This is a genomic window from Streptomyces sp. NPDC053542, assembly GCF_044544685.1.
Lineage (GTDB): Bacteria > Actinomycetota > Actinomycetes > Streptomycetales > Streptomycetaceae > Streptomyces.
The window spans coordinates 175604-199425 of record NZ_JBITXL010000012.1 but is presented as its reverse complement, the minus strand read 5'-3'; the positions used below and the strand labels follow the sequence as shown (position 1 = coordinate 199425).

The 23822-nt window shown below is 71.0% G+C and carries 21 protein-coding genes; 4 read left to right on the top strand and 17 right to left on the bottom strand.

Annotated features, from left to right (window positions below; genetic code table 11):
- Positions 1-14 precede the first annotated feature (14 nt).
- From pgi to ACIGXO_RS30005, 12 genes are all read right to left on the bottom strand, one after another.
- Complete coding sequence (gene pgi, locus ACIGXO_RS30060) at positions 15-1667, bottom strand: glucose-6-phosphate isomerase (protein ID WP_399793311.1); 1653 nt, start codon at positions 1665-1667, stop codon at positions 15-17.
- Between the two features lie 244 nt (positions 1668-1911).
- Complete coding sequence (locus ACIGXO_RS30055) at positions 1912-2247, bottom strand: RNA polymerase-binding protein RbpA (protein ID WP_078600932.1); 336 nt, start codon at positions 2245-2247, stop codon at positions 1912-1914.
- A gap of 422 nt (positions 2248-2669) precedes the next feature.
- Positions 2670-2900 (bottom strand): preprotein translocase subunit SecG, encoded by a 231-nt coding sequence (secG, locus tag ACIGXO_RS30050; protein ID WP_037801115.1) that lies wholly within the window; start codon positions 2898-2900, stop codon positions 2670-2672.
- A 170-nt stretch (positions 2901-3070) separates the two neighbouring features.
- Positions 3071-3847 (bottom strand): triose-phosphate isomerase, encoded by a 777-nt coding sequence (tpiA, locus tag ACIGXO_RS30045; RefSeq protein WP_399793048.1) that lies wholly within the window; start codon positions 3845-3847, stop codon positions 3071-3073.
- 6 nt (positions 3848-3853) lie between these two features.
- A complete protein-coding gene (locus tag ACIGXO_RS30040) occupies positions 3854-5056 on the bottom strand; it encodes a phosphoglycerate kinase (RefSeq protein ID WP_399793046.1) in 1203 nt (400 codons plus the stop codon).
- Positions 5057-5169: 113 nt separating this feature from the next.
- Positions 5170-6174 (bottom strand): type I glyceraldehyde-3-phosphate dehydrogenase, encoded by a 1005-nt coding sequence (gene gap, locus ACIGXO_RS30035; RefSeq protein ID WP_399793044.1) that lies wholly within the window; start codon positions 6172-6174, stop codon positions 5170-5172.
- A gap of 247 nt (positions 6175-6421) precedes the next feature.
- Positions 6422-7411, bottom strand: a complete 990-nt coding sequence (whiA, locus tag ACIGXO_RS30030; RefSeq protein ID WP_030264446.1) for a DNA-binding protein WhiA — start codon at positions 7409-7411, stop codon at positions 6422-6424.
- Positions 7402-8433, bottom strand: coding sequence for a uridine diphosphate-N-acetylglucosamine-binding protein YvcK (gene yvcK / locus ACIGXO_RS30025; protein ID WP_399793042.1), 1032 nt, complete (start codon positions 8431-8433; stop codon positions 7402-7404). Before yvcK ends, whiA begins: the two co-directional genes overlap by 10 nt.
- Positions 8430-9380 (bottom strand): RNase adapter RapZ, encoded by a 951-nt coding sequence (gene rapZ / locus ACIGXO_RS30020; protein ID WP_399793040.1) that lies wholly within the window; start codon positions 9378-9380, stop codon positions 8430-8432. The genes yvcK and rapZ overlap by 4 nt, the downstream gene beginning before the upstream one ends.
- Positions 9377-11446, bottom strand: coding sequence for an excinuclease ABC subunit UvrC (uvrC, locus tag ACIGXO_RS30015; RefSeq protein WP_399793038.1), 2070 nt, complete (start codon positions 11444-11446; stop codon positions 9377-9379). Before uvrC ends, rapZ begins: the two co-directional genes overlap by 4 nt.
- Before the next feature lie 79 nt (positions 11447-11525).
- Positions 11526-12365 carry a hypothetical protein gene (locus ACIGXO_RS30010; protein ID WP_399793036.1) on the bottom strand — a complete coding sequence of 280 codons (840 nt, stop codon included), beginning with the start codon at positions 12363-12365 and terminating at the stop codon, positions 11526-11528.
- 4 nt (positions 12366-12369) lie between these two features.
- Positions 12370-12987 carry a papain-like cysteine protease family protein gene (locus ACIGXO_RS30005; RefSeq protein ID WP_399793034.1) on the bottom strand — a complete coding sequence of 206 codons (618 nt, stop codon included), beginning with the start codon at positions 12985-12987 and terminating at the stop codon, positions 12370-12372.
- 238 nt (positions 12988-13225) lie between these two features.
- Between ACIGXO_RS30005 and ACIGXO_RS30000 the strand changes: the two genes are divergently transcribed.
- Positions 13226-14164, top strand: a complete 939-nt coding sequence (locus ACIGXO_RS30000; RefSeq protein ID WP_399793032.1) for a hypothetical protein — start codon at positions 13226-13228, stop codon at positions 14162-14164.
- A gap of 60 nt (positions 14165-14224) precedes the next feature.
- Here ACIGXO_RS30000 and ACIGXO_RS29995 read toward each other — a convergent pair whose 3' ends face one another.
- From ACIGXO_RS29995 to ACIGXO_RS29985, 3 genes are all read right to left on the bottom strand, one after another.
- Positions 14225-14644 (bottom strand): Rieske (2Fe-2S) protein, encoded by a 420-nt coding sequence (locus ACIGXO_RS29995; RefSeq protein ID WP_399793030.1) that lies wholly within the window; start codon positions 14642-14644, stop codon positions 14225-14227.
- 62 nt (positions 14645-14706) lie between these two features.
- The gene (locus ACIGXO_RS29990) at positions 14707-16152 is read right to left on the bottom strand and encodes a sugar porter family MFS transporter (protein ID WP_399793028.1); all 1446 of its coding nucleotides are present in this window, start codon (positions 16150-16152) and stop codon (positions 14707-14709) included.
- A gap of 5 nt (positions 16153-16157) precedes the next feature.
- The gene (locus ACIGXO_RS29985) at positions 16158-17171 is read right to left on the bottom strand and encodes a zinc-dependent alcohol dehydrogenase family protein (RefSeq protein ID WP_399793026.1); all 1014 of its coding nucleotides are present in this window, start codon (positions 17169-17171) and stop codon (positions 16158-16160) included.
- 240 nt (positions 17172-17411) lie between these two features.
- On the opposite strand from ACIGXO_RS29985, the gene ACIGXO_RS29980 reads away from it, so the two are divergent.
- Together ACIGXO_RS29980 and ACIGXO_RS29975 are read left to right on the top strand one after the other, a co-directional pair.
- Positions 17412-18428, top strand: coding sequence for a LacI family DNA-binding transcriptional regulator (locus ACIGXO_RS29980; RefSeq protein ID WP_399793024.1), 1017 nt, complete (start codon positions 17412-17414; stop codon positions 18426-18428).
- 115 nt (positions 18429-18543) lie between these two features.
- A complete protein-coding gene (locus ACIGXO_RS29975; RefSeq protein ID WP_399793022.1) occupies positions 18544-19539 on the top strand; it encodes a carbohydrate kinase in 996 nt (331 codons plus the stop codon).
- Positions 19540-19749: 210 nt separating this feature from the next.
- Here the strand turns inward: ACIGXO_RS29975 and ACIGXO_RS29970 are convergent, their stop codons facing one another.
- On the bottom strand, positions 19750-20031 hold the full coding sequence (locus ACIGXO_RS29970; RefSeq protein ID WP_399793020.1) for a metal-sensitive transcriptional regulator: 282 nt from the start codon (positions 20029-20031) through the stop codon (positions 19750-19752).
- Positions 20032-20118: 87 nt separating this feature from the next.
- Here ACIGXO_RS29970 and ACIGXO_RS29965 point away from each other — a divergent pair, with 87 nt between their 5' ends.
- Entirely contained in the window at positions 20119-20694 is a 576-nt protein-coding gene (locus ACIGXO_RS29965) for a rhodanese-like domain-containing protein (protein WP_399793018.1), read from the top strand.
- A gap of 59 nt (positions 20695-20753) precedes the next feature.
- Here the strand turns inward: ACIGXO_RS29965 and uvrA are convergent, their stop codons facing one another.
- On the bottom strand, positions 20754-23819 hold the full coding sequence (gene uvrA, locus ACIGXO_RS29960) for an excinuclease ABC subunit UvrA (protein WP_399793016.1): 3066 nt from the start codon (positions 23817-23819) through the stop codon (positions 20754-20756).
- Between the last annotated feature and the right edge of the window lie 3 nt (positions 23820-23822).

Sequence of the window (23822 nt, the reverse complement as noted above, 5' to 3'; positions counted from 1 at the left end):
TTCGTGCACCGGGATCAACGCCCCCGCATCGTGCGGTAGGTGGCGACCAGCGACTTCGTCGAGGCGTCCAGGCCCTCGACCTCGGCGCCCTCGGTCAGCGCGGGCTCCACGCGCTTGGCGAGGACCTTGCCGAGCTCCACGCCCCACTGGTCGAAGGAGTCGATGTTCCAGATGGCGCCCTGGACGAACACCTTGTGCTCGTAGAGGGCGATCAGCTGGCCCAGCACGGACGGGCTGAGCTCCTTGGCCAGGATGGTCGTGGAGGGGCGGTTGCCCTTGAAGGTCTTGTGCGTCACCAGCTCCTCGGGCACGCCCTCGGCGCGCACCTCCTCCGGCGTCTTGCCGAAGGCCAGCGCCTGGCCCTGGGCGAAGAGGTTGGCCATCAGCAGGTCGTGCTGGGCGACCAGACCGGGCTGGAGGTCCTCGACCGGCTGCGCGAAGCCGATGAAGTCGGCCGGGATCATCTTCGTGCCCTGGTGCAGCAGCTGGTAGTACGCGTGCTGGCCGTTCGTGCCGGGCGTGCCCCAGACCACCGGACCGGTCTGCCAGGAGACCTCCTGGCCGTCCCGGCCCACGTACTTGCCGTTGGACTCCATGTCCAGCTGCTGGAGGTACGCGGTGAACTTGGAGAGGTAGTGGCTGTACGGCAGGACCGCGTGCGACTGCGCGTCCCAGAAGTTGCCGTACCAGACGCCGAGCAGGCCGAGCAGCAGCGGCGCGTTCTCCTCGGGCGGCGCGCAGCGGAAGTGCTCGTCGACGAGGTGGAAGCCGGCCAGCATCTCGCGGAAGTGCTCCGGGCCGATCGCGATCATCAGCGACAGGCCGATGGCCGAGTCGTAGGAGTAACGGCCGCCGACCCAGTCCCAGAACTCGAACATGTTCGTGGTGTCGATGCCGAACTCCGACACCTTCTCGGCGTTGGTCGACAGCGCCACGAAGTGCTTGGCGATCGCCTCGTCCCCGGCCCGCAGGCCGGTCAGCAGCCAGTCGCGGGCCGACTTCGCGTTGGTGATCGTCTCGATGGTGGTGAACGTCTTCGAGGCGATGATGAAGAGCGTCTCGGCCGGGTCCAGGTCCCGCACGGCCTCGTGCAGGTCGGCGCCGTCGACGTTGGAGACGAACCGGAACTGCATGTCGCGGTCGGAGTAGGCGCGCAGCGCCTCGTACGCCATCGCCGGGCCCAGGTCCGAGCCGCCGATGCCGACGTTGACGACGGTCTTGATGCGCTTGCCGGTGTGGCCCTTCCAGTCGCCGGAGCGGACCCGGTCGGCGAACGTGGACATCTTGGTAAGGACGTGCTGCACGGCCGGGACGACGTTCTCGCCGTCGACCTCGATGTCGGACGAGCCGGGCGCGCGCAGCGCGGTGTGCAGCACCGCGCGGTTCTCGGTGATATTGATCTTCTCGCCGCGGAACATGGCGTCCCGCAGCTCGGTGACCTTCGTCGCGGCGGCGAGCTCGCGCAGCAGCTGCAGCGTCTCGTCGGTCACCAGGTGCTTGGAGTAGTCCAGGTGCAGGTCACCGACCTGGAGCGTGTAGCGCTCCGCACGGCCGGGGTCCTGCTCGAACAGCTCTCGCAGATGCGTGCTCGCGAGCTGTTCGCGGTGCTTCCCCAGGGCCGCCCACTCGGACGTCTGGTCGAGCCTGCTGCGGCCATCTGCGTTCATCTCGGACATCAGCCTTCTTTGGTCTCGTATCGGCCCCGCCATCCCCCAACCTAATTGATCAGGCGACGAGATGAGATGTCCGCCCGCCGACGAACGGCTGACGCGCGGATGTCCGTACCGCATTCACCTGCGAGGCCACTCGAACAGCGGAACGCGAGCGGCCCGGCAGGAAGGCCGAAACCCTCCGGCCGGGCCGGTGCACACTCTTCTCCTCCGCCGGAAGCGGGCGTTCGGCGCCGCCTCCTCAGATCTCGCCGCGGAGCTTGGCGAGCGCCTCCGCGAGAATCGCCTCGCCGTCCGCGTCCGTCCGGCGCTCCCGTACGTACGCCAGGTGCGTCTTGTACGGCTCGGTGCGCGGCGGGTCCGGCGGGTTGTCCCGGTCCTTGCCTGCGGGGAAGCCACAGCGCGGGCAGTCCCAGGTGTCAGGAATCTGCGCGTCGCCGGCGAAGCTGGGCTGTGTCTCGTGCCCGTTGGAGCACCAGAAGGAGATGCGGATGCGCGGCGCGGACTCGCCCCGCTCGGCCTCCCCCATCGGCCCCGCCCCGACCCGACTTCCTCGGATCGCGTTGCCACTTGCCACGGTCGTAACTCCCTGCGTCATGGTGCTGCGAAGCCTCGATGGGAGCCTCCGCTGCGGGCGCCCAGTCTACGTAAGGCCCAACGCGCGTCCAGTGACAGGAGTTACCCGGCCACGGAAGGACGCCGCACTCATGATAAGCCGCGTCCCCGACAGAGTGTCAGCTCTTGGGTGACAGACCCGATGTCGTCAGAGCCTGTGTCATAACCCTGGTCGGATCAGCGAACGTCGTCTGGTGCGTGCTATCGCAAGGCGCCGGAAGGTCCTCGATGGGGGTACCCCCTGGCCTTTATGGCCTTGGGGGAGGAGCTACTAGGGCCTTTTGGCAACGCCGCGAGAGTTGGGGCCTCCCCTGCTCGAGCGAAGCCGAGAGCTTGGGGAAGTGCCAGGCGGCGGGCGCCCGGCCGGGGTTATGACACAGGCTCTCAGCTGTCCAGCTTCATCAGGATTCCCAGGACGACGATGCAGGCGAACCAGAGCAGGCCGACGACGATGGTGATGCGGTCGAGGTTCCGCTCGGCGACGGAGGAACCGCCGACCGAGGACTGCATACCGCCACCGAACATGTCGGACAGGCCGCCGCCCTTCCCCTTGTGCATGAGAACCAGCATCATCAGCAGCGCGCTGAAGACGATGAGGGCGATCGAGAATCCCATGACCACTGGTGGACCAACTCTCTAGGACTGCGGACGGAAGGACGGGCGGATCTGACGCTGTGGGGCCGGGACGGCGTCGTGTGACACCGGGCCCGGCCCCGACAGCCTACGACGGGCCGGGCCCGTCGTCATAGCTGCTGCTCACGGTGGTACGGAGCGCAGCGTGACCGCTACTGGTCGCGGAATCGAACGATCTTGACGAACTCGTCGGCGTCCAGCGCGGCGCCGCCGATCAGCGCGCCGTCGACGTCCGGCTGCGCCATGATCGCCGCGACGTTCCCGGACTTCACCGAGCCGCCGTACTGGATGCGCACCTTGTCGGCGAGCTCCTGGCTGTACAGCTCCGCGAGGCGGCGGCGGATCGCTCCGCAGACCTCCTGCGCGTCCTCGGGGGTGGCGACCTCGCCGGTGCCGATGGCCCACACCGGCTCGTACGCGATCACGATGGTCTCGGCCTGCTCGGCCGGGACGTCCTTCAGCGCGCCGTCGACCTGGGCGAGGGTGTGCGCGACCTGGTTGCCCGCCTTGCGGACGTCCAGGCCCTCACCGACGCACAGGATCGGCGTGATGCCGTGCTTGAAGGCGGCCTTGACCTTGGCGTTGCAGACCTCCTCGTCCTCGCCGTGGTACTGGCGGCGCTCGCTGTGGCCGATGGCCACGTACGCGCACTTCAGCTTGGCGAGCATCGGGCCGGAGACCTCACCGGTGAAGGCACCGGAGTCGTGCGCCGAGATGTCCTGGGCGCCGTACTTGATCTTCAGCTTGTCGCCGTCGACCAGGGTCTGCACCGAGCGGATGTCGGTGAAGGGCGGCAGGACCGCGACCTCGACGGCCTCGTAGTCCTTGTCGGTGAGCGCGAAGGCGAGCTTCTGGACGTGGGCGATGGCCTCGAGGTGGTTGAGGTTCATCTTCCAGTTGCCCGCCATCAGCGGGGTACGGCTACTCACGTTTGTTCAGTCCTCCAGAGCGGCGAGGCCGGGGAGCGTCTTGCCTTCGAGGTATTCGAGGCTGGCGCCGCCACCGGTCGAGATGTGGCCGAAAGCATTCTCGTCGAAACCGAGCAGACGTACGGCAGCGGCCGAGTCGCCGCCGCCGACGACGGTGAAGGCTTCCGAGTCGAGCAGGCCCTGCGCGACGGCCTTGGTGCCGTTCGCGTAGTCCGGGTGCTCGAAGACACCCATCGGGCCGTTCCAGAAGATGGTGGCCGCGTCCTTGAGCTTGGCGGCGTACAGCTCCCGGGTCTTCGGACCGATGTCCAGGCCCTCCTGGTCGGCCGGGATGGCGTCCGCGGCGACCGTACCCGGGTTCGCCGGGGCCTTGGTCTTCAGGTCCGGGAAGTCGGTCGAAACCATGACGTCGACGGGCAGGACGAACTCCACGCCCTTCTTCTCGGCGCGCGCCAGGTACTCCAGGACCGCCGGGACCTGGTCCTCCTGCAGCAGCGACTTGCCGACCTCGTGGCCCTTGGCCTTGAGGAAGGTGTACGCCATGCCGCCGCCGATCAGGATGCGGTCGGCCTTCTCCAGGAGGTGGTCGATGACGCCGAGCTTGTCGGAGACCTTGGCACCGCCGAGCACGACCGCGTACGGGCGCTTGACGTCCTCGGTGAGCTTCTTCAGGACCGTGACCTCGGCGGCGATCAGGTCGCCGGCGGCGTGCGGGAGGCGGGCCGGCAGGTCGTACACCGAGGCGTGCTTGCGGTGCACGGCGCCGAAGCCGTCGCCGACGTACAGGTCGGCCAGCTGCGCCAGCTGGTCGGCGAACGCGCCGCGCTCGGTGTCGTCCTTGCTGGTCTCGCCCGCGTTGAAGCGGAGGTTCTCCAGGACCGCCACCTGGCCGTCGGCGAGGCCCGCCACGGTCGCCTGAGCGGACTCGCCGACCGTGTCGGTGGCGAAGGCGACGTCCTGGCCGAGCAGCTCACCCAGTCGGCGCGCCGCGGGGCCGAGCGAGAAGGCCGGGTCCGGGGCGCCCTTGGGGCGGCCCAGGTGCGAGGCGACGACCACGCGGGCGCCCGCGGCGGCGAGCTTGGCGATGGTCGGCTGCACGGCGCGGATGCGGCCGTCGTCGGTGATGGTGGTGCCGTCCAGCGGCACATTCAGGTCGGCGCGGACGAAAACCCGCTTCCCCGCTACCTGAAGGTCGTCGATCGTCTTCATGGTGACTCCGTTCGAACGTCAGTCATGGGACGGGGCCCGTACGACGCGTCGTCGCGTCCTACGAGCCCCGTCCTCACATCTCGGTGCCTAGTGCTGCGTCAGGCAGAGATTATTCAGAGCTGGCCGCCGACGAAGACAGTCAGGTCGACCAGGCGGTTCGAGTAGCCCCACTCGTTGTCGTACCAGCCGACGACCTTGACCTGCTTGCCCTGGGCCATGGTGAGGCCCGAGTCGAAGGTGCAGGAGGCGGGGGTGTTCACGATGTCCGAGGAGACGATCGGGTCCTCGGTGAACTCCAGGTAGCCCTTGAGCTGACCCTCGGCGGCCTTCTGGAAGGCGGCGTTGATCTCGTCGGCGGTGACCTCGCGGTCCAGCTCCAGGACGAGGTCGGTGACCGAGCCGGTGGGGACGGGCACGCGCATGGCGATGCCGTCCAGCTTGCCCTTGAGCTGCGGGAGGACCAGCGCGGTGGCCTTGGCGGCACCGGTGGAGGTCGGGATGATGTTCTCCGCGGCGGCGCGGGCGCGGCGCAGGTCCTTGTGCGGGAAGTCCAGGATGCGCTGGTCGTTGGTGTACGCGTGGACCGTGGTCATCATGCCCTTGACGATGCCGAAGTTCTCGTCGAGAACCTTGGCCATCGGCGCCACGCAGTTGGTGGTGCAGGAGGCGTTCGAGATGACGTGGTGCTTGTCGGCCTCGTACTTGTCCTGGTTGACACCCATCACGATGGTGATGTCCTCGTCCTTGGCCGGAGCCGAGATGAGGACCTTCTTCGCGCCACCGGCGAGGTGCTTGGCGGCGTCCTCGCGCTTGGTGAAGATGCCGGTCGACTCGATCACGATGTCGACGCCCAGCTCGCCCCACGGGATGTCGGCGGGGTTGCGCTCGGAGAGCACCTTGATCGTGCGCTCGCCGACGGTGATGGTGTCGGCGGTGTGCGACACGTCCTGCTTCAGACGGCCCAGGATGGTGTCGTACTTGAGCAGGTGGGCGGTGGTCGCGGTGTCACCCAGGTCGTTGACAGCCACGATCTCGATGTCCGCACCCTGCTCCAGCAGCGCGCGGAAGTAGTTACGACCGATGCGGCCAAAGCCGTTGATGCCTACGCGGATCGTCACGAAACCGATCTCCTCGTTGGTACGGCGGTTTGTGCACCGCCGAGCTGTATGGGATGTCCCCGACCGCCTCCGACCCTACCCCCTGTACGAGACGTACGTGACATTGACATGGGGCTCTCCTTCTGCTCAGGTGAGCGCCCTTGAGCCCCTCTGACGCCCTTGCGCACCGAGCCCCCCGTCAGTACGCACGCGCCCCCGGCACCCAGTGCGGGTGCCGGGGGCGCGTACTGACAAGTAGCGATCCGGTTCAGCCGACCATGCCCTCCGCGAGGTCGTCGGCGAGGTTGGATTCCGTACCCGGAATACCGAGGTCCTGTGCGCGCTTGTCGGCCATCGCGAGGAGGCGGCGGATGCGCCCCGCGACCGCGTCCTTGGTGAGCGGCGGGTCGGCGAGCGCGCCCAGCTCCTCCAGGGACGCCTGCTTGTGCTCCATGCGCAGCCGGCCCGCGGCCGCGAGGTGCTCCGGCACCTCCTCGCCGAGGATCTCCAGCGCGCGCTGCACACGGGCGCCGGCCGCGACCGCGGCCCGCGCCGAGCGGCGGAGGTTGGCGTCGTCGAAGTTCGCGAGGCGGTTGGCCGTGGCCCGCACCTCGCGGCGCATTCTGCGCTCCTCCCAGGCGAGCACCGACTCATGGGCGCCCAGCCGCGTCAACAGCGCGCCGATCGCGTCACCGTCCCGGACCACCACCCGGTCCACGCCGCGCACCTCGCGGGCCTTGGCCGCGATGCCGAGCCGGCGGGCCGCGCCGACCAGCGCGAGCGCCGCCTCGGGGCCCGGGCAGGTCACCTCCAGGGAGGAGGAGCGGCCGGGCTCGGTGAGCGAGCCGTGCGCCAGGAAAGCGCCGCGCCAGGCCGCCTCCGCGTCACAGGTGGCCCCCGAGACCACCTGCGGGGGCAGCCCCCGGATGGGGCGGCCGCGGCCGTCGACGAGGCCGGTCTGGCGCGCGAGCTGGTCGCCGCCGGCCACGACACGGACGACGTACCGGCTGCCGCGCCGCAGTCCGCCGGGCGCCATCACCACCAGGTCCGAGGAGTGCCCGAAGATCTCCAGAATGTCCTTGCGGAGCCGCCGGGCCGCGATGCCCGTGTCCAGCTCCGCCTCGATCACGATGCGCCCGCTGACCAGGTGCAGCCCGCCGGCGAACCGCAGGATCGACGAGACCTCCGACTTCCGGCAGCAGGTCCGGGTGACGGGGAGCCGGGAGATTTCATCCTTCACCGCTGCCGTCATCGCCATGGGCCGATCCTTCCATGCATCCGAAAAATACGGTCGTACGCGGCGGCCAACAGCTCCGGGTCGTGCCGCGGAAGACCGTCGGGCGCGGCCACCGCCGCCAGCTCGACCTCGCCTCCGAACAGCCGCTTGGCTGTCCCGGTCAGGCTTTCCCGGTCGGGCACGGCGGCCTCGTCGGCCAGCACCACGTCGAAGGCGAGTTTAGGGGCGTGTCGGGCCAAAACCTCCAAATGACGCTGCGGGGAAAACCCGTCCGTCTCCCCCGGCTGGGGTGCGAGGTTCAACGAGAGAACCTTACGGGCCTTGGTCTCCTCCAGCGCCTCGCGCAGCTGCGGCACCAGAAGATGCGGGATCACGGAGGAGAACCAGGACCCGGGGCCGAGCACCACCCAGTCGGCGTCCCGGACCGCCTCGACGGCCTCCGGGACGGCGGGCGGGTCCTCCGGGACGACGTGCACGGACTGCACCTCGCCGCGGGTGAGCGCGACCGTGGCCTGGCCGCGGACGGTGGAGATCTCGTCCGGGCGGTCCTCCTCATGGCCCCTGACCAGGGCCTGGAGCTCCAGCGGCACGGCGGACATCGGGAGCACCCGGCCCTGCGCGCCCAGCAGCTTGCCGACCAGGTCCAGCGCCTGGACGTGGTCGCCCAGCTGTTCCCACAGGGCGACGATCAGGAGATTTCCCACGGCGTGGTCGTGCAGCTCGCCGCCGCTGATGAAGCGGTGCTGGATGACCCGGGCCCAGGTCTGTCCCCAGTCGTCGTCGCCGCACAGTGCCGCCAGGGCCTTGCGCAGATCGCCCGGCGGCAGCACGCCCAGCTCGTCGCGGAGCCGGCCGCTGGAACCGCCGTCGTCGGCGACGGTGACCACGGCGGTCAGATCGCGCGTGATGCGGCGCAGCGCGGCGAGCGAGGCGGACAGGCCCATGCCGCCGCCGAGGGCGACGACCTTCGGGGTGGCGCCCCGCTGCGTGCTGCCCCGTACGAGCCGGCGGACCCGGCGCATGCGGGGCGTACGGCTGGTCATTCGCGCCCCATGTCCCGGTGGACGACGACCGTCTCGACCCCTTCGGAGACCAGCCGGCGGGCGAGCTTCTCCGACATGGCGACGCTGCGGTGCTTGCCACCCGTACAGCCCACCGCGATCGTGACGTACCGCTTGCCCTCGCGGCGGTACCCCTCGGCGACGATGCGCAGCAGCTCGGCGTAGCCGTCCAGGAACTCCTTGGCGCCGGGCTGGCTGAAGACGTAGTTCGACACCTCTTCGTTCAGGCCCGTGTACGGCCGCAGCTCCGGGACCCAGTGCGGGTTCGGGATGAAGCGGCAGTCCACGACGAGGTCGGCGTCGACCGGCAGGCCGTACTTGAAGCCGAAGGACATCACCGTCGCGCGCAACTCGGGGACCTCCTCGCCGGCGAACTGGGCGTCCATCTTGGCGCGCAGCTCGTGGACGTTCAGGCTGGAGGTGTCGATCACCAGGTCGGCGTCGCCGCGCAGCTCGCGCAGCAGGTCGCGCTCGGCGGCGATGCCGTCGACGATGCGGCCGTCGCCCTGCAGCGGATGCGGGCGGCGGACCGACTCGAAGCGGCGGACCAGCGCCTCGTCGGAGGACTCCAGGAAGACGATGCGGCGCTTGACCTGCGCGGCGTCCAGCGCGGCCAGGGACTCCTTGAGGTTGTCGAAGAAGCGCCGGCCGCGGACGTCGACGACCACCGCGATGCGGGCGACGTTGCCCTGGGAACGGGCACCGAGGTCGACCATCGGGGGGATGAGCTCGGGCGGGATGTTGTCGACCACGAACCAGCCCAGGTCCTCCAGGCACTTCGCGGCCGTGCTCCGCCCCGCGCCCGACATCCCGGAGATGATCACCAGCTCGGGGATCGCGGGGCTGCGGTCCTGGTCGTCGCGGCTCGGCGCCGCACTCGCCTGTTCGCCGTCTCTGCCGGTCTGCTGCTCGGGGCTGCTGTCGCTCATCGTTCCTGTCCCTGTTCTGAAGGCAACGCGGCCTGCGGTGCCTCCTCATCTTCAATGATCTCTCCGGTGGCGGTGTTCACCGCCGGGGCGGCCGGAGCGGCCTGGGCCAGGGTCGCCGCGACGGTTTCGGCGGTCTTGCGGCCGACGCCGGGCACCTCGCAGATCTCCTCGATCGTGGCCCCCTTGAGTTTCTTCAGGGAACCGAAGTGCTTCAGGAGGGCCTGGCGGCGACTCTCGCCGAGGCCCGGCACGCTGTCCAGAGGGCTCGCTGTGAGCCGCTTGCCGCGCTTGTTGCGCTGGTAGGCGATGGCGAAGCGGTGTGCCTCGTCACGGACGCGCTGGAGGATGTACAGGCCCTCGCTCGTCCGGGGCAGCACGACCGGGTCCTCCTCGCCGGGCACCCAGACCTCCTCCAGGCGCTTGGCCAGCCCGCAGACCGCGACGTCGTCGATGCCCAGCTCGTCCAGGGCCCGCTGGGCGGCGGCGACCTGCGGCCGGCCGCCGTCGACGACGACCAGCTGCGGCGGGTACGCGAAGCGCTTGGGGCGGCCCTCCTCGTCCTTCGGGCCCGGCGCGGCCCCGGAGAGGTCCGCGGGCCCCGGCACGGCCCCGGAGACCAGGTCGGCGGCGTCCGGCCCGCTCTCCTCCTCCCACTCGCCGGTCTTCTGCTTCTCCTGCAGATACCGCTTGAAGCGGCGGGAGATCACCTCGTGCATGGACCGGACGTCGTCCTGGCCTTCGAAGGACCTGATCTGGAAGCGCCGGTACTCGCTCTTTCTCGCCAGCCCGTCCTCGAAGACGACCATCGACGCCACCACGTCCTCGCCCTGGAGGTGGGAGATGTCGAAGCACTCGATGCGCAGCGGCACCGAGTCCAGCTCCAGCGCCTCCGCGATCTCCTCCAGCGCCCGGGAGCGGGTGGTCAGGTCCGAGGCGCGCTTGGTCTTGTGCAGGGCGAGGGCCTGCTGGGCGTTGCGCTGGACCGTGGCCATCAGGTCCTTCTTGTCGCCGCGCTGCGGGATGCGCAGCGAGACGTTCGACCCACGGCGCTCGGTCAGCCACTGCTGGACCGGCTCGACGGGGTCCGGCAGCGCCGGTACCAGCACTTCCTTGGGCACGGCGTCGCCGCGCTCCTCGCCGTACAGCTGCTGAAGGGCATGCTCGACCAGAGCCGCGGTGTCGACGTTCTCGACCTTGTCGGTGACCCAGCCGCGCTGGCCGCGGATCCGGCCGCCGCGGACGTGGAAGATCTGGACGGCGGCCTCCAGCTCGTCCTCGGCGAGCGCGATGAGGTCGGCGTCGGTGGCGTCGGCGAGCACCACGGCGCTCTTCTCCATGGCCCGCTTCAGCGCCTCTATGTCGTCCCGCAGCCGGGCCGCGCGCTCGTACTCCATCTCCTCGGCGGCCTCCGCCATCAGCCGCTCCAGGCGGCGGATGTACGCGCCCGTGCGGCCGGCCATGAAGTCACAGAACTCCTCGGCCAGTTCGCGGTGCTCCTCGGCGGAGACGCGGCCGACGCAGGGGGCCGAGCACTTGCCGATGTACCCGAGCAGACACGGGCGGCCGATCTGGGCGGAGCGCTTGAAGACGCCCGCGGAGCAGGTCCGCACGGGGAAGACCCGCAGCATCAGGTCGACGGTCTCGCGGATCGCCCACGCGTGGCCGTACGGACCGAAGTACCGCACGCCCTTCTTCTTGGCGCCGCGCATGACCTGGACCCGCGGGAACTCCTCGTTGAGCGTGACGGCCAGGTACGGATAGCTCTTGTCGTCGCGGTACTTGACGTTGAACCGGGGGTCGAACTCCTTGATCCAGGTGTACTCCAGCTGGAGCGCCTCGACCTCGGTGGAGACGACGGTCCACTCCACGGACGCGGCGGTGGTGACCATCGTGCGCGTGCGCGGGTGGAGATTGGCCAGGTCCTGGAAGTAGTTCGACAGGCGCTGGCGCAGGCTCTTGGCCTTGCCGACGTAGATCACCCGTCGGTGCTCGTCCCGGAATTTGTAGACCCCCGGCGAGTCGGGGATCTGTCCCGGCTTGGGTCGATAGCTGCTGGGGTCCGCCATGTCCGCCACCCTACTGGTGACCACTGACAGGACGGGCACGGATCGGGGGCCGCGCCCCTGTCCGTGCCCGTGCTCTCCCTCAGCGCCGCCGCAGCCCGCGGGCCATGACCGTGCCGCCGAGCGCCAGGGCGGCGAGGGTGCCGAGCGCGGTCAGCACGGCGACGAGCGGGCCGCTGCCGCCGGCGGACGCGGCGGCCGGAGCCGGCACCGGCGCGTCCTTCCGTACGGCGGGCCCCGCCGCCGCGCGCTCCCCGTAACCGCCCGCCTCGCCCCGCCGGTCGTACGCGGAGCCCGGCAGCTTGTCGCCATAGGCCGCGTGCACCCGCTTCTGGTACGCGGCGACCGTGGTCCCGGCCGCGCCGACCGCCCGCTTCGCGTCGGCGTCCAGCGGCAGCACGCGGTCGCCGCGCTGGACGTACCAGGCGTCGATCTGCGGCTCGCGGAAGAGCGTGCCGCCCGCCGCCCCGGCCCGGGCCGCGTACCGGGTCTCGTCGGCGCCCGTCGCGATGTTCACCACCCGCCAGGAATCCGCGCCCTCGGCCCGTACGGTCCACACGGACGCCTCCTGGCCGTCGGCCGAGACCGCCTTGCTGGCGAGGAAGCCGAGCTTCGCGACCGGGGCGCCGGAGCGGCCGCGCACGAAGTCCGGCGCGAGCACGTACACGGGCACGGTGGCGCCCTCGATGCGCGGCGCCGCGCCCCGGACGCTCACCTTGCCGTCGCGGGCGAAGAAGCGGGCGAGGGTCTTCAGGGTCGACGGGGCGGTCGCCGCTTCGTGGGCGGCGGCCACGCTCGCCGCGGCCGGCGCCTTGGGCGGCGCCGGGGTGTCGGCGGCCTGCGCGGCCTGCGGGGCGAGCCCGGCGAGGGCGGTGGCCAGCGCCGCGGTGACGGCGGCGCGCCTGTGGTTCCGGTTCGTCATCGCCTCAGGCTCCGATCCGGTAGAGGGAGTGCGTCCAGGAGAACTCGCTGCCGTTGACGTAGTAGCGGTAATCGCCCCAGTTGTAGCGGTTGTTGCTCGGCCAGGGATCGCCCCAGTACACCCAGTTGTTCGCGGTGTCGAAGCCGTACAGGACGTGCATGTGGCCGCCGCCGGAGGACCACTGGATGCGGGTCTCCACGGGCCTGTTGGCGTTGATCTCGTTCTGCACGGTGCTGTAGTAGAGGTAGCCGCTGACGTAGCTGCCGGGGCTGATGCCCGCCCAGTCCAGGCCGTTCTGCACATCGCCGAGCGTGGCCTGGCTGTTGGGGCAGGTGGTGCCCTGCTGGCGCCCGAAGGCGGCGTTGCAGAACTGGTTCTGGCTGTAATTGCGGCCGAACCAGGTGGCGATGGTGTTGCCGGAGGCCGCCCAGCACCAATTGCTGTTCTGCTGGGCCTGCATGGTGATGTTCAGCCTGTTACTGGCGAGCGCGGTGTCGGGGGCGGCCGTCGCCGTCGCGGCGGGGAAGCCGGTGAGGACGGCGGCGACGGCCGCGATCAGGGGCCATCTGCGGCGCGTGGAGCGGGGACGGGATATGCGTGTGCGGCGGGACGGGCGGTGCATGGCGGTCCTCCCGAGGGGGGTGGGAAGAGGGAGAGGAGCGCATCCGGATGATGCTGAGGAGCATCGGGTGTTGTCCGAGGCAGGTCAACACGCTTCAATGCGGGGTGACGCAGGGGTGTGGACGGACGGACCCTGATGTGAACGTCCCCTGCCCGGCGATCTGCGAGGAACGGACAGCGCCGGCGGGACGTGTGAACTCCGGTTGTGAACGTTCACCCCGCGCACCGGAGGGTTGGCAATGGCACAGGACACCGCCGCATCGGCCGGACTGGCGCAGGTGCTGCGCACCGGCCCGTTCCACCTGGCGCTGCGCGCCGCGCTGGCCGAACGCGGCCTCGCCCTGCACCGCGTGCAGTACAAGCTCGCGCAGCGCGGCATCAAGGTCGGCGTCACCAGCCTCAGTTACTGGCAGCAGGGCGCCCGCCGCCCGCAGCGCCCCGAGTCGCTGCGCGCGGTGACGGCGCTGGAAGAGGTACTGGAGCTGCCGGCCGGCGCGCTCACCAGGCTGCTGGAGTCGCAGACCCCGGTGTACCCGGACGTCGAGCGCCCCACGGGCCGGTCGTACCGCACCCTGACCGAGGACTCCGACGTCGTACGGAAGCTCCTCGCCGACCTCGGCGCCCCCACGGACGGCGGGCTGCACACCGTGGGGCAGTCCGAGCGCGTCCGCATAGGGGCGCGGCGCGAGCTGCTGGACCGTGAGTCGCAGCAGGTGGTGCGCGCGCACCGGGACGGCGTCGACCGGTACCTCGCCATCCACTGCGGCGACGAGGGCGCCGATCCGGCGCGGATGACGGTCCGGGCGACGGAGAACTGCCGGCTGGGCCGGGTGCGGCACGTCCCCGAAGCGCCGCTCGTGGTCGCCGAACTGCTCTTCGACACCCGGCTGCGGGCCGGCGACACGTACGTCTTCTCCTACGGGTTCCGCGACGGCACCGCGGGCGAGAGCACCGAGTACTTCCGCGGCTTCCCGTTTCCCGGCGGGCAGTACGTCCTGCAGGTGCGGTTCGACGAGGCGGCGCTCCCGGTGCGCTGCGGCCGCTTCGCCCAGGCGACGACGGCCTCACCGCGCACCGCCCGCCAGGAGCTGACGCTGAGCGGCCAGCACCGCGCCGTCCACCTGGTGGACCAGTCGGTACGGCCCGGGCTGCTCGGGATCGAGTGGGACTGGGGATGAGCCTTCGGGGCGCGCGGAAGGACGGCCCCGTCAGCCGCCCGCGAGCGGAAGGGCGCCCCGTCAGCCGCCCGCGATCAGCTTGCCGCCCTTGACCTTGACCGGGATCTCCTCCAGCGGCGAGGTCGCCGGGCCGTGCACGGGCTTGCCGGTCGCCACATCGAACCGGCTGCCGTGCAGCGGGCAGGTCGCCACTTCCTTGTCGAGCTTGTTCAGGACCGCGCCCGCGTGCGTGCACACCGAGCTGAAGCACTTGAACTCGCCCTTGGCGGGCTGCGAGACGACCAGCTTCTCCTCGGGGTAGAGCTTGGCGCCGCCCACCGGTATCGCGTCGGCCGCGCCCAGCTCCGTCTCCTGGGTGGGCGCCTTCGGGACCGAGCCCGACCCCGAGCCGCCCGTGGAGCACGCGGCGGCGCCGGCGCAGGCGATCCCCGCGAGCGCGGCCCCTCGCAGCACGGTACGGCGGTGGAGGGGCTCGCTCATGGTCATGACTCCTGCGGGTCCGGGGAGGGCGGGACGCCTGCCCCGGATGCGGTCACGGGGACTCAGGGGGCGGCGCTGCTTCCCGACGATACCGGGGCGGAATCCGCGGCCACGGCCGGGTCCGCGCTGCTCCGGAGCAGGTCCTGTTCGATCTCCTCCAGGCTGCGCCCCTTGGTCTCCGGGAGCAGCTTCCGCACGAACACGAAGGCGAGGAAGGTCATCACCGCGAAGAAGAGGAAGTTGGCGCCCGCCCCGAAGGTGTCCAGGAGCGAGGGGAACACCAGCGCGACCGCCATGTTGAACAGCCAGTTGAAGATCACGCACAGGCCGACCGCCGCGGCCCGCAGCCGCATCGGGAACAGCTCCGGCAGCATCACCCACTGCACCGGCCCCCAGGAGACGGCGAACGACGCGATGTACAGCCCGATCCCGAGGAGCGTCAGCGTGGACAGCAGCGCGCCGTAGCCCAGCCCGGAGAGGTTGGTGACCGCCAGCACCACCATCGCCACGCACATGCCCAGCGCGCCCCACAGGAGCAGCGGCTTGCGCCCCTTGCGGTCGATCAGCCGCATCGCGGGCAGCGTCATCAGCATGTTCAGCGCGCCGACCCCCATGGTGGCGATGATCGCGCCGCTGTCCCCGAAGCCGACGTTGGTCAGCAGCCGGGGCGCGTAGTAGATGATCGTGTTGATGCCGACGAAGTTCTGGAAGAACACCAGCAGCATCCCGACCACGAAGACCGGCCGCAGCTTCGGCGACAGCAGGTGCCGGAAGGTCAGGCTCTCGGTCTGCGCGCGCTCGGCCCGTACGGTCTCCTCGATCTCCGCCAGTTCGGCGCCGGCCGCCGCACCGTCCCCGCGCAGCTGCAGGAGCACCCGCCGCGCCTCGTCGCCGCGCCCCTTGCCGACCAGCCAGCGCGGGCTCTCGGGCTGCGTGATGATGCCGATCGCGAGGACGGCGGCCGGGACCACGCCGAGCCCGATCATCCAGCGCCAGGCGCCGGAGTCGTGGAAGAGGTAGTCGGTGACGTACGCGAGGAAGATGCCGACCGTGACCAGCAGCTGCATCAGCGAGGCCAGCCCGCCGCGCACGTGCTTGGGCGCCAGCTCCGTCAGGTACAGCGGGACGACGACGGACGCGATGCCGACGCCGATGCCGAGGACGAAGCGGAAGACGATCAGCGCCCAGACGTGCGTGGCGAGCGCGGCGCCGAGCGTGCCGAGGATGAAGACCCCGGAGGCGGCGAGGATCAGCCGGCGGCGGCCCCAGGAGTCCGACAGCCGCCCGGACAGGCCGGCGCCGAGCATCGCGCCGACCAGCAGCCCGGAGACGACCATGCCCTCCAGCAGCGGGCTCATCGGGAGGTCCCGCTTGATGTAGAGCAGCGCGCCGGAGATGACGCCGGTGTCGTAGCCCCACAGGATGCCGCCGAGGGCGCCGAAGACCCAGATCAGCGCGTTCTTGAGGCGCGAGGCGCCGGTGGGCGCGGTCGCGGTGCTCGCGGACATGCCCGTCACCCCTTGCTCGCCTGGTTCGGCGCGATGTGGATCTTGCGGCCGGTGCCGGCCTTGAAGCGGGCCACGGCCTCGTCGAAGTCCTCCAGCCCGAAGACGTCGCTGACCAGCGGGTCCAGGTCGAGCCCCGAAGCGAGCACGTCGATGGCGGGCTGGAAGCTGTTGTGCACGGCCATCGACCCGATGATGTCGATCTCGCTGTTGTATACGAGGTACGGCGAGAAGGCGGCCTTGCGGGACGGGTCCGTGACGCCGAACTGCAGGAACGTACCGCCCTTGCGGACGCGCCCCAGCCCGTCCTCGATGGCGGGCACGGCGCCGGTCGCGTCCACGACCACCTCGAAGCCCGGGCCCTTGCCCCGCGCGAGCTTGTCCGCGCTGGTCACGGCCGCGTCCAGGCCGAACGACTCGGCGAACTTCAGCCGCTCCTCGTTCAGGTCCACCACCGATACGGAGGCGGCGCCCGCGGTCCGCACGAGCGCGGCCATCATCAGGCCCATCGTGCCCGCGCCGTAGATCAGGTAGTGCTCGCCGGGGCGGCGCGGCAGCCGGTTCAGCCCGTGCACCGCGCAGGACAGCGGCTCGATCAGGCCGGCCGACGCCTCGGAGAAGGACGCCGGGATCACGTAACAGCAGCGCGCCGGAACGGCCACCCGCTCGGCGAAGCCGCCCGCCTGCGTGACGCCGATCGCGCGGTAGTCCTCGCAGAGGTTGCCGCGGCCGATCCGGCAGTAATGACAGGCGCCGCACGGCATGTTGGGGTCCACGGCGACCCGGTCGCCGACGGCCGGCGCGGCGACGCCCTCGCCCACCGCGATCACCTCGCCCGTCAGCTCGTGCCCGGGGATCACCGGGTACGTCACGGGCGGCAGCTCGCCGCCGAGGATGTGCATGTCCGTCCCGCACAGCCCGCACGAGGAGACGCGGACGACGACCTCGCCGGGTTCAGGCCGGGGGTCCGGCACGTCGGCCGGGGCGGCTCGGCCCGGCTCGGTGACCACGACAGCGCGCATATCGCGCCTCCACTTCGTTGTGCTGGTGCTGCGACTCGGTACCGCATCGCCGGTCCGGGACCCCGCGGCGGATCGACTGCGGGTCGGCTGCGAGTCCTGCGGCGGATGGGTTCCGGGGAGGCTAGCCCCGACGTAAACGCTTACGCAAGCGTTTACGCGAGGCTTCTCATGGGTTACGGTTTCCTCCGGAATCACGCACGCCGTCGGACACGTCGGCCACGTCGGGGAGGACGGCACCGGATGGCGACGATGGTGGATGTCGCGCGTCGCGCGGGGGTTTCCGTGGCGACGGTCTCGCACGTCCTGAACGAGACCCGCCCCGTGCGCCCCGACACCCGCAAGTCCGTCCTGGACGCGATCGACGAGCTGGGGTACACCCACAACACGCTCGCGCGCTCCCTGGTCACCTCGCGCACCCGCTCCATCGGCCTCGCGGTCTCCGCGATCAGCAACCCGTACTTCACCGAGATCCTGCAGGGCGTCGAGGCGGGCGCGCTGGAGGCGGGATACAGCCTGCTGATCGCCGACCCGCACGACGACCCGGTCCACGAGCGCAAGGTCGTCCAGCTGCTGCACGAGCGCCGGGTGGACGGCATGATCGTCGCGCCCTCCGCCGAACCCGCCGCGCTCGTCGAGTACGTCACCAAGCGCGCGGTCCCCACCGTCTACCTCGACCGCCTCGTCGGCGACGCGCACGACCAGGTCTGCGCCGAGAGCACCGCGCCGATACGGCAGCTCGTCGAGCATCTCGCCGACCTCGGGCACACCCGGATCGGCCTGATCGCGGGCCTGCCGGGGCTGAGCACGACCACCGAGCGGGTCGCCGGCTACCGCGAAGGGCTGCGGTCCCGCGGGCTGCCGTTCGCGCCGGAGCTGCTGGCGGGCGGCAACTCCGAGGCGGAGGGCGCCGGGGACGCCACCCGCCATCTGCTCGCCGCACCCGAACCGCCCACCGCCGTGATCACCGCCAACAACGCCATGACCATCGGCGCCCTGAAGGCCCTGGGCGAGATGGGCCTGCGCGTGCCGCGCGACATCGCGCTCGCCTGCTTCGACGACTTCTCCTGGGCGGACCTCTTCTCGCCCCGCCTCACCGCGATCTCCCAGCCCAGCCGGGAGATCGGCGCGGCCGCGGTCCGGCTTCTCCTGGACCGCCTGGACGACCCGGCCCGGCCACCGCGCACCATTCGCCTGCCGTGCACGTTCGTACACCGGACGTCGTGCGGATGCCGGGAGGGGGATACGGATGGGGCGTGAGCGTGCGGTGGCCGCGCCCCCTGTCACCTGATCCGCCGTCCGCCCCGCCCGTCGCGCGGTGGCGCCGCATGACACACCCGTACTCCCCCGGACCGGCCCCGGAAAGGACCCCCTCGTGATCGTCGTCGCCGGCGAAGCCCTCATCGACCTCGTCCCCGCGAGCACACCCGCCCCCGCGAGCGCGGCGGACGGCGGGCGCGCGCCCGCGGACGGCGCCGCGCTGCCCGCGCTGTCGCCGCAGCGGGGCGGCGGTCCGTACAACACCGCGATCGCGCTGGGCCGGCTCGGCTCCCCCGCCGCCTTCTGCTCGCGGGTCTCGACGGACGCCTTCGGCGTCTCGCTGCTGGCCGGCCTGCGGGCGGCCGGCGTGGACACCTCGCTGGTCCAGCGGGGCGCCGAGCCCACCACGCTCGCGCTCGCCGACATCAGCCCGGACGGCTCGGCCGGCTACGGCTTCTACGTCGAGGGCACCGCCGACCGCCTCTTCACCCTGCCGCCCGCCCTCCCCGACGGCGTGCGCGCCCTCTCCCTGGGCACCTGCTCGCTGGTGCTGGAACCGGGCGCGAGCGCGTACGAAGCGCTGCTGCGGCGCGAGGCGGCCCGCGGCGTGTTCACCGCGCTGGACCCGAACATCCGCGCCGGCCTGATCCCCGACGCGGACGCCTACCGCGCCCGCTTCCGCTCCTGGCTCCCGCACACCGCCCTGCTGAAGCTCTCCGAGGAGGACGCGCGGTGGCTGGCCGGCGCGGAGGACCTGCCGGCGTCGGCGGCCGCCGACGCGGTGGCCGGGGCGGTCAAGGAGTGGCTGGCCGCGGGCCCGGCGGCCGTGGTGCTCACCCGGGGCGGCGACGGCCTGACCGCCGCGACCCCGGCCGGCGAGGTGACCGTACCGGGCGTACGCGTCGACGTCGTGGACACGATCGGCGCAGGCGACACGGTCAACGCGGCGCTGCTGCACCGCCTGGACGCGCACGACGCGCTCTCCCCCGCCGCGCTGTCCCGCCTGGACGCGGACGCCTGGCGGGACATCCTCGGCTTCGCCGCCCGCGCCGCCGCCCTCACCTGCTCCCGCCCGGGCGCGGAACCGCCTTACGCGTCGGACCTGAGCTGATGGCTGATGACGGCTTACGTGTTGGGGCTGGGCTGACATCGTCCGTCTCGGGCCTGGCTGATGACGGCGTACGCGTTGGGCTTGGCCCGACGGTGTACGCGGCGGGCCTGGTCCGTCCCGGGCGGGGCCGGGGCGGCGGTGCCGGGGCGGCGGGGCGGCGGGGCGGGGACGCGCCGCCCGCCCCCGTTCATCGCCGCCGACGGCGGCTGATCACGCCAGCGACAGGAAGAGCTTCTCCAGCTTGGCGCGCATCTCATCGCGCTCCATCTGCGGAGTCCCACCCTCGGCCTCGTCCGTCAGGCAGTGCTCCAGGCCCGTGGCGATGATCGCGAAACCGGCCCGGTCCAGCGCCCGGGAGGCCGCGGCCAGCTGCGTGACGACCTCTTCGCAGGACCGGCCCTGCTCGATCATCCCTATGACCCCGGAGATCTGCCCCTGGGCCCGGCGCAGCCGGTTGACGGCGCCTTTCAGTTCCTCTGCTGGCAGCTCCACGGCCTTTCCTTTCCACGAATACCCCGGTGGGTATGGTAGCGCTGGACCTTGCACCCGCATTCCCGGTACGTCCGCGAGAGGACCCGCATGGCCACCCCCGCCGCACCCCTGTCGGTCGAAGATCTCCGCCCCCGTCTGCACGAGCTGACGCTCATCGACGTCCGTACTCCCGGGGAGTACGCCTCCGGCCACATCCCCGGCGCCCTCAACGTGCCCCTCGACCAGCTCGACCGCGCCGTGGCGACCCTGCGCTCGGTCACCGCGCGCGGACCGCTCGCCGTGGTCTGCGCGGGCGGCAACCGTTCCGCCATCGCCTGCGACCTGCTCGCCGACGCCGGGGTCACCGCCGCTTCGGTGACCGGCGGCACCAGCGCCTGGGCCGCCGGCGGTCACCCGCTGGACCACCCCGCCGACGGCCGCGCCGTCTGGCCCATGGAGCGCCAGGTCCGGCTGGCCGCCGGGTCGCTCGTGCTGGCCGGGGTACTGGCCGACCGCGTCCTGCCGGGCGCGAAGTACCTGTCCGCCGCCCTCGGCGCCGGTCTGGTCTTCTCCGCCGTGACCGACACCTGCGGCATGGCCAAGGTCCTCGGCAGACTCCCGCACAACCGCCGCCCCGCCGCGCTCCCGTCCCTCACGGCCACCCTCCGCACCCTGGAGAGCTGACAAGCTCAGGGGCTGGGCCCTGTCCGGCCCCTGAGCCTCGGTTCAGCCTCTTTCGCCCCTCATCGCTCCCCCTTCTTCACCGCCTTCGTCACCTTCTTCGTCACCGTCTTCTTCTTCGCCGGCGTCTCCGCGGCCACGGTCTTCTTGGCCGCGGTCCGCTTCGTCGCCGTCTTCTTGGCCGCCGTCTTCGCCGCAGCCGAGGTGGTCTTCTTCGCTGCCGCCGTGGTCTTCTTCGCCGCCGGGCGCTTCGCCGGCGCGCCCTTCGAGGAGGCCGCGTCGCTGACCCGGTCGCCGAGGATGTCCCGCAGGAACTTGCCGGTGTGGCTGGCCGGGACCCCGGCGACCTGCTCGGGCGTGCCCTCGGCGACGACGAGACCGCCGCCGCTGCCGCCCTCCGGGCCCATGTCCACGACCCAGTCCGCCGTCTTGATCACATCGAGGTTGTGCTCGATGACGATCACGGAGTTGCCCTTGTCGACCAGGCCGGACAGCACGCGGATCAGCTTGTTGATGTCCTCGAAGTGCAGACCGGTCGTCGGCTCGTCCAGAACGTAGACCGTGCGGCCCGTGGACCGCTTCTGCAGCTCCGACGCCAGCTTCACGCGCTGCGCCTCACCGCCGGAGAGCGTCGGCGCGGACTGCCCGAGCCGGACGTAGCCGAGGCCGACCTCGTTGAGCGTCTTCAGGTGCCGGGAGATCGTCGGCACCGCCTCGAAGAACTCCAGCGCCTCCTCGATCGGCATGTCCAGCACCTCGGCGATGGACTTGCCCTTGTAATGCACCTCCAGCGTCTCGCGGTTGTACCGCGCCCCGTGGCACACCTCGCACGGCACGTACACGTCCGGCAGGAAGTTCATCTCGATCTTGATCGTGCCGTCGCCCGAGCAGTTCTCGCAGCGGCCGCCCTTGACGTTGAAGGAGAAGCGGCCCGGCAGATAGCCGCGGACCTTCGCCTCCATCGTCTCCGCGAACAGCTTGCGCACGTGGTCGAAGACGCCGGTGTACGTCGCCGGGTTCGACCGCGGCGTGCGGCCGATGGGCGACTGGTCGACGTGCACGACCTTGTCGACCAGGTCGTCGCCCTCGACCCGGGTGTGCCGCCCCGGCACCGACTTGGCGCCGTTCAACTCCCGCGCCAGGTGGGTGTAGAGGATGTCGTTGACCAGCGTCGACTTGCCCGATCCGGAGACGCCCGTGACGGCGGTCAGCACGCCCAGCGGGAAGGACACGTCGATGTCGCGGAGGTTGTTCTCCTTCGCGCCGTGCACGGTGAGGCGGCGGTCGAAGTCCACGGGGCGGCGCACGCCCGGCGTCGGGATGGCCTTCTTTCCCGACAGGTACTGCCCGGTCACGGACTCCTCGTTGGCCAGCAGCTCCTTCAACGGGCCGCTGTGCACGACCTTGCCGCCGTGCTCACCGGCGCCGGGGCCGATGTCCACCACCCAGTCCGAGGTCTTGATGGTGTCCTCGTCGTGCTCCACGACGATCAGGGTGTTGCCGAGGTCGCGGAGCCGGACCAGGGTCTCGATCAGCCGGTGGTTGTCGCGCTGGTGCAGGCCGATGGAGGGCTCGTCGAGCACGTACAGCACGCCGACCAGCCCGGAGCCGATCTGGGTGGCGAGCCGGATGCGCTGGGCCTCGCCGCCGGAGAGGGTGCCGGCCGCGCGGTTCAGCGAGAGGTAGTCCAGGCCGACGTCGACCAGGAACCGCAGCCGCTCGTTGACCTCCTTCAGCACCCGCTCGGCGATCTTCTTCTGCCGGGCGTCCAGCGTCATGTCCCGCAGGAAGTCGGCACACTCGCTGATCGACATGGCGGCGACGTCGGCGATGGACTTGTCCTGCACCGTGACAGCCAGCACGATCGGCTTCAGGCGCGTGCCCTCACAGGCCGGGCAGGGCACCTCGCGCATATAGCCCTCGAAGCGCTCGCGGCTGGAGTCGCTCTCCGCCTCGGAGTGCCGCCGCCGGACGAAGGGCAGGGCGCCCTCGAACGGAGTGGTGTACCGCCGCTCCCGGCCGTAGCGGTTCCGGTAGCGCACCTCGATCTGTGTGCGGTGGCCGTTGAGCAGGGCCTTCTTGGCACGCTGCGGCAGGCCGGCCCAGGGGATGTCGGTACGGAAGCCGAGCGCGTCGGCGAGCGCGCCGATCAGCCGGCCGAAGTACTCCCGGTTGTGGCCGTGCGACCAGGGGTGGATGGCGCCCTCGTCGAGCGACTTCTCCTCGTCCGGGACGATCAGCTCGGGGTCGACCTCCATGCGCGTACCGATGCCCGTGCACTCCGGGCAGGCGCCGAACGGCGAGTTGAAGGAGAAGGAGCGCGGCTCCAGCTCCTCGAACGACAGGTCGTCGTACGGGCAGTAGAGGTGCTCCGAGTACATCCGCTCGCGCTGCGGATCGTCGGCGTCCAGGTCGACGAAGTCGAGGATGACCATGCCGCCGGAGAGGCCGAGCGCGGTCTCGACGGAGTCGGTCAGCCGGCGCTTGGCGGTCTCCTTCACCGTGAGACGGTCCACGACCACCTCGATCGTGTGCTTCTCCTGCTTCTTCAGCTTCGGCGGCTCGGAGAGCTGGATCGTCTCGCCGTCGACCCGGGCCCGGCTGTATCCCTTGGTCTGCAGGTCGGAGAAGAGGTCGACGAACTCGCCCTTGCGCTCGCGGACCAGCGGCGAGAGCACCTGGAACCGGCTGCCCTCGGGCAGCTCCAGCACCTTGTCCACGATGGCCTGCGGCGACTGGCGGGCGATCGGCCGGCGGCACTCGGGGCAGTGCGGCTTGCCGATGCGGGCGAAGAGCAGGCGGAGGTAGTCGTAGACCTCGGTGATCGTGCCGACCGTGGAGCGCGGGTTGCGCGAGGTCGACTTCTGGTCGATGGAGACCGCCGGGGACAGGCCCTCGATGAAGTCCACATCGGGCTTGTCCATCTGCCCGAGGAACTGCCGGGCGTACGAGGACAGCGACTCGACGTAGCGCCGCTGGCCCTCGGCGAAGATCGTGTCGAACGCGAGCGAGGACTTGCCCGACCCGGAGAGGCCCGTGAACACGATGAGCGAGTCGCGGGGGAGGTCGAGCGAGACGTTGCGGAGATTGTGCTCGCGAGCGCCACGGACGATGAGACGGTCTGTCACGCC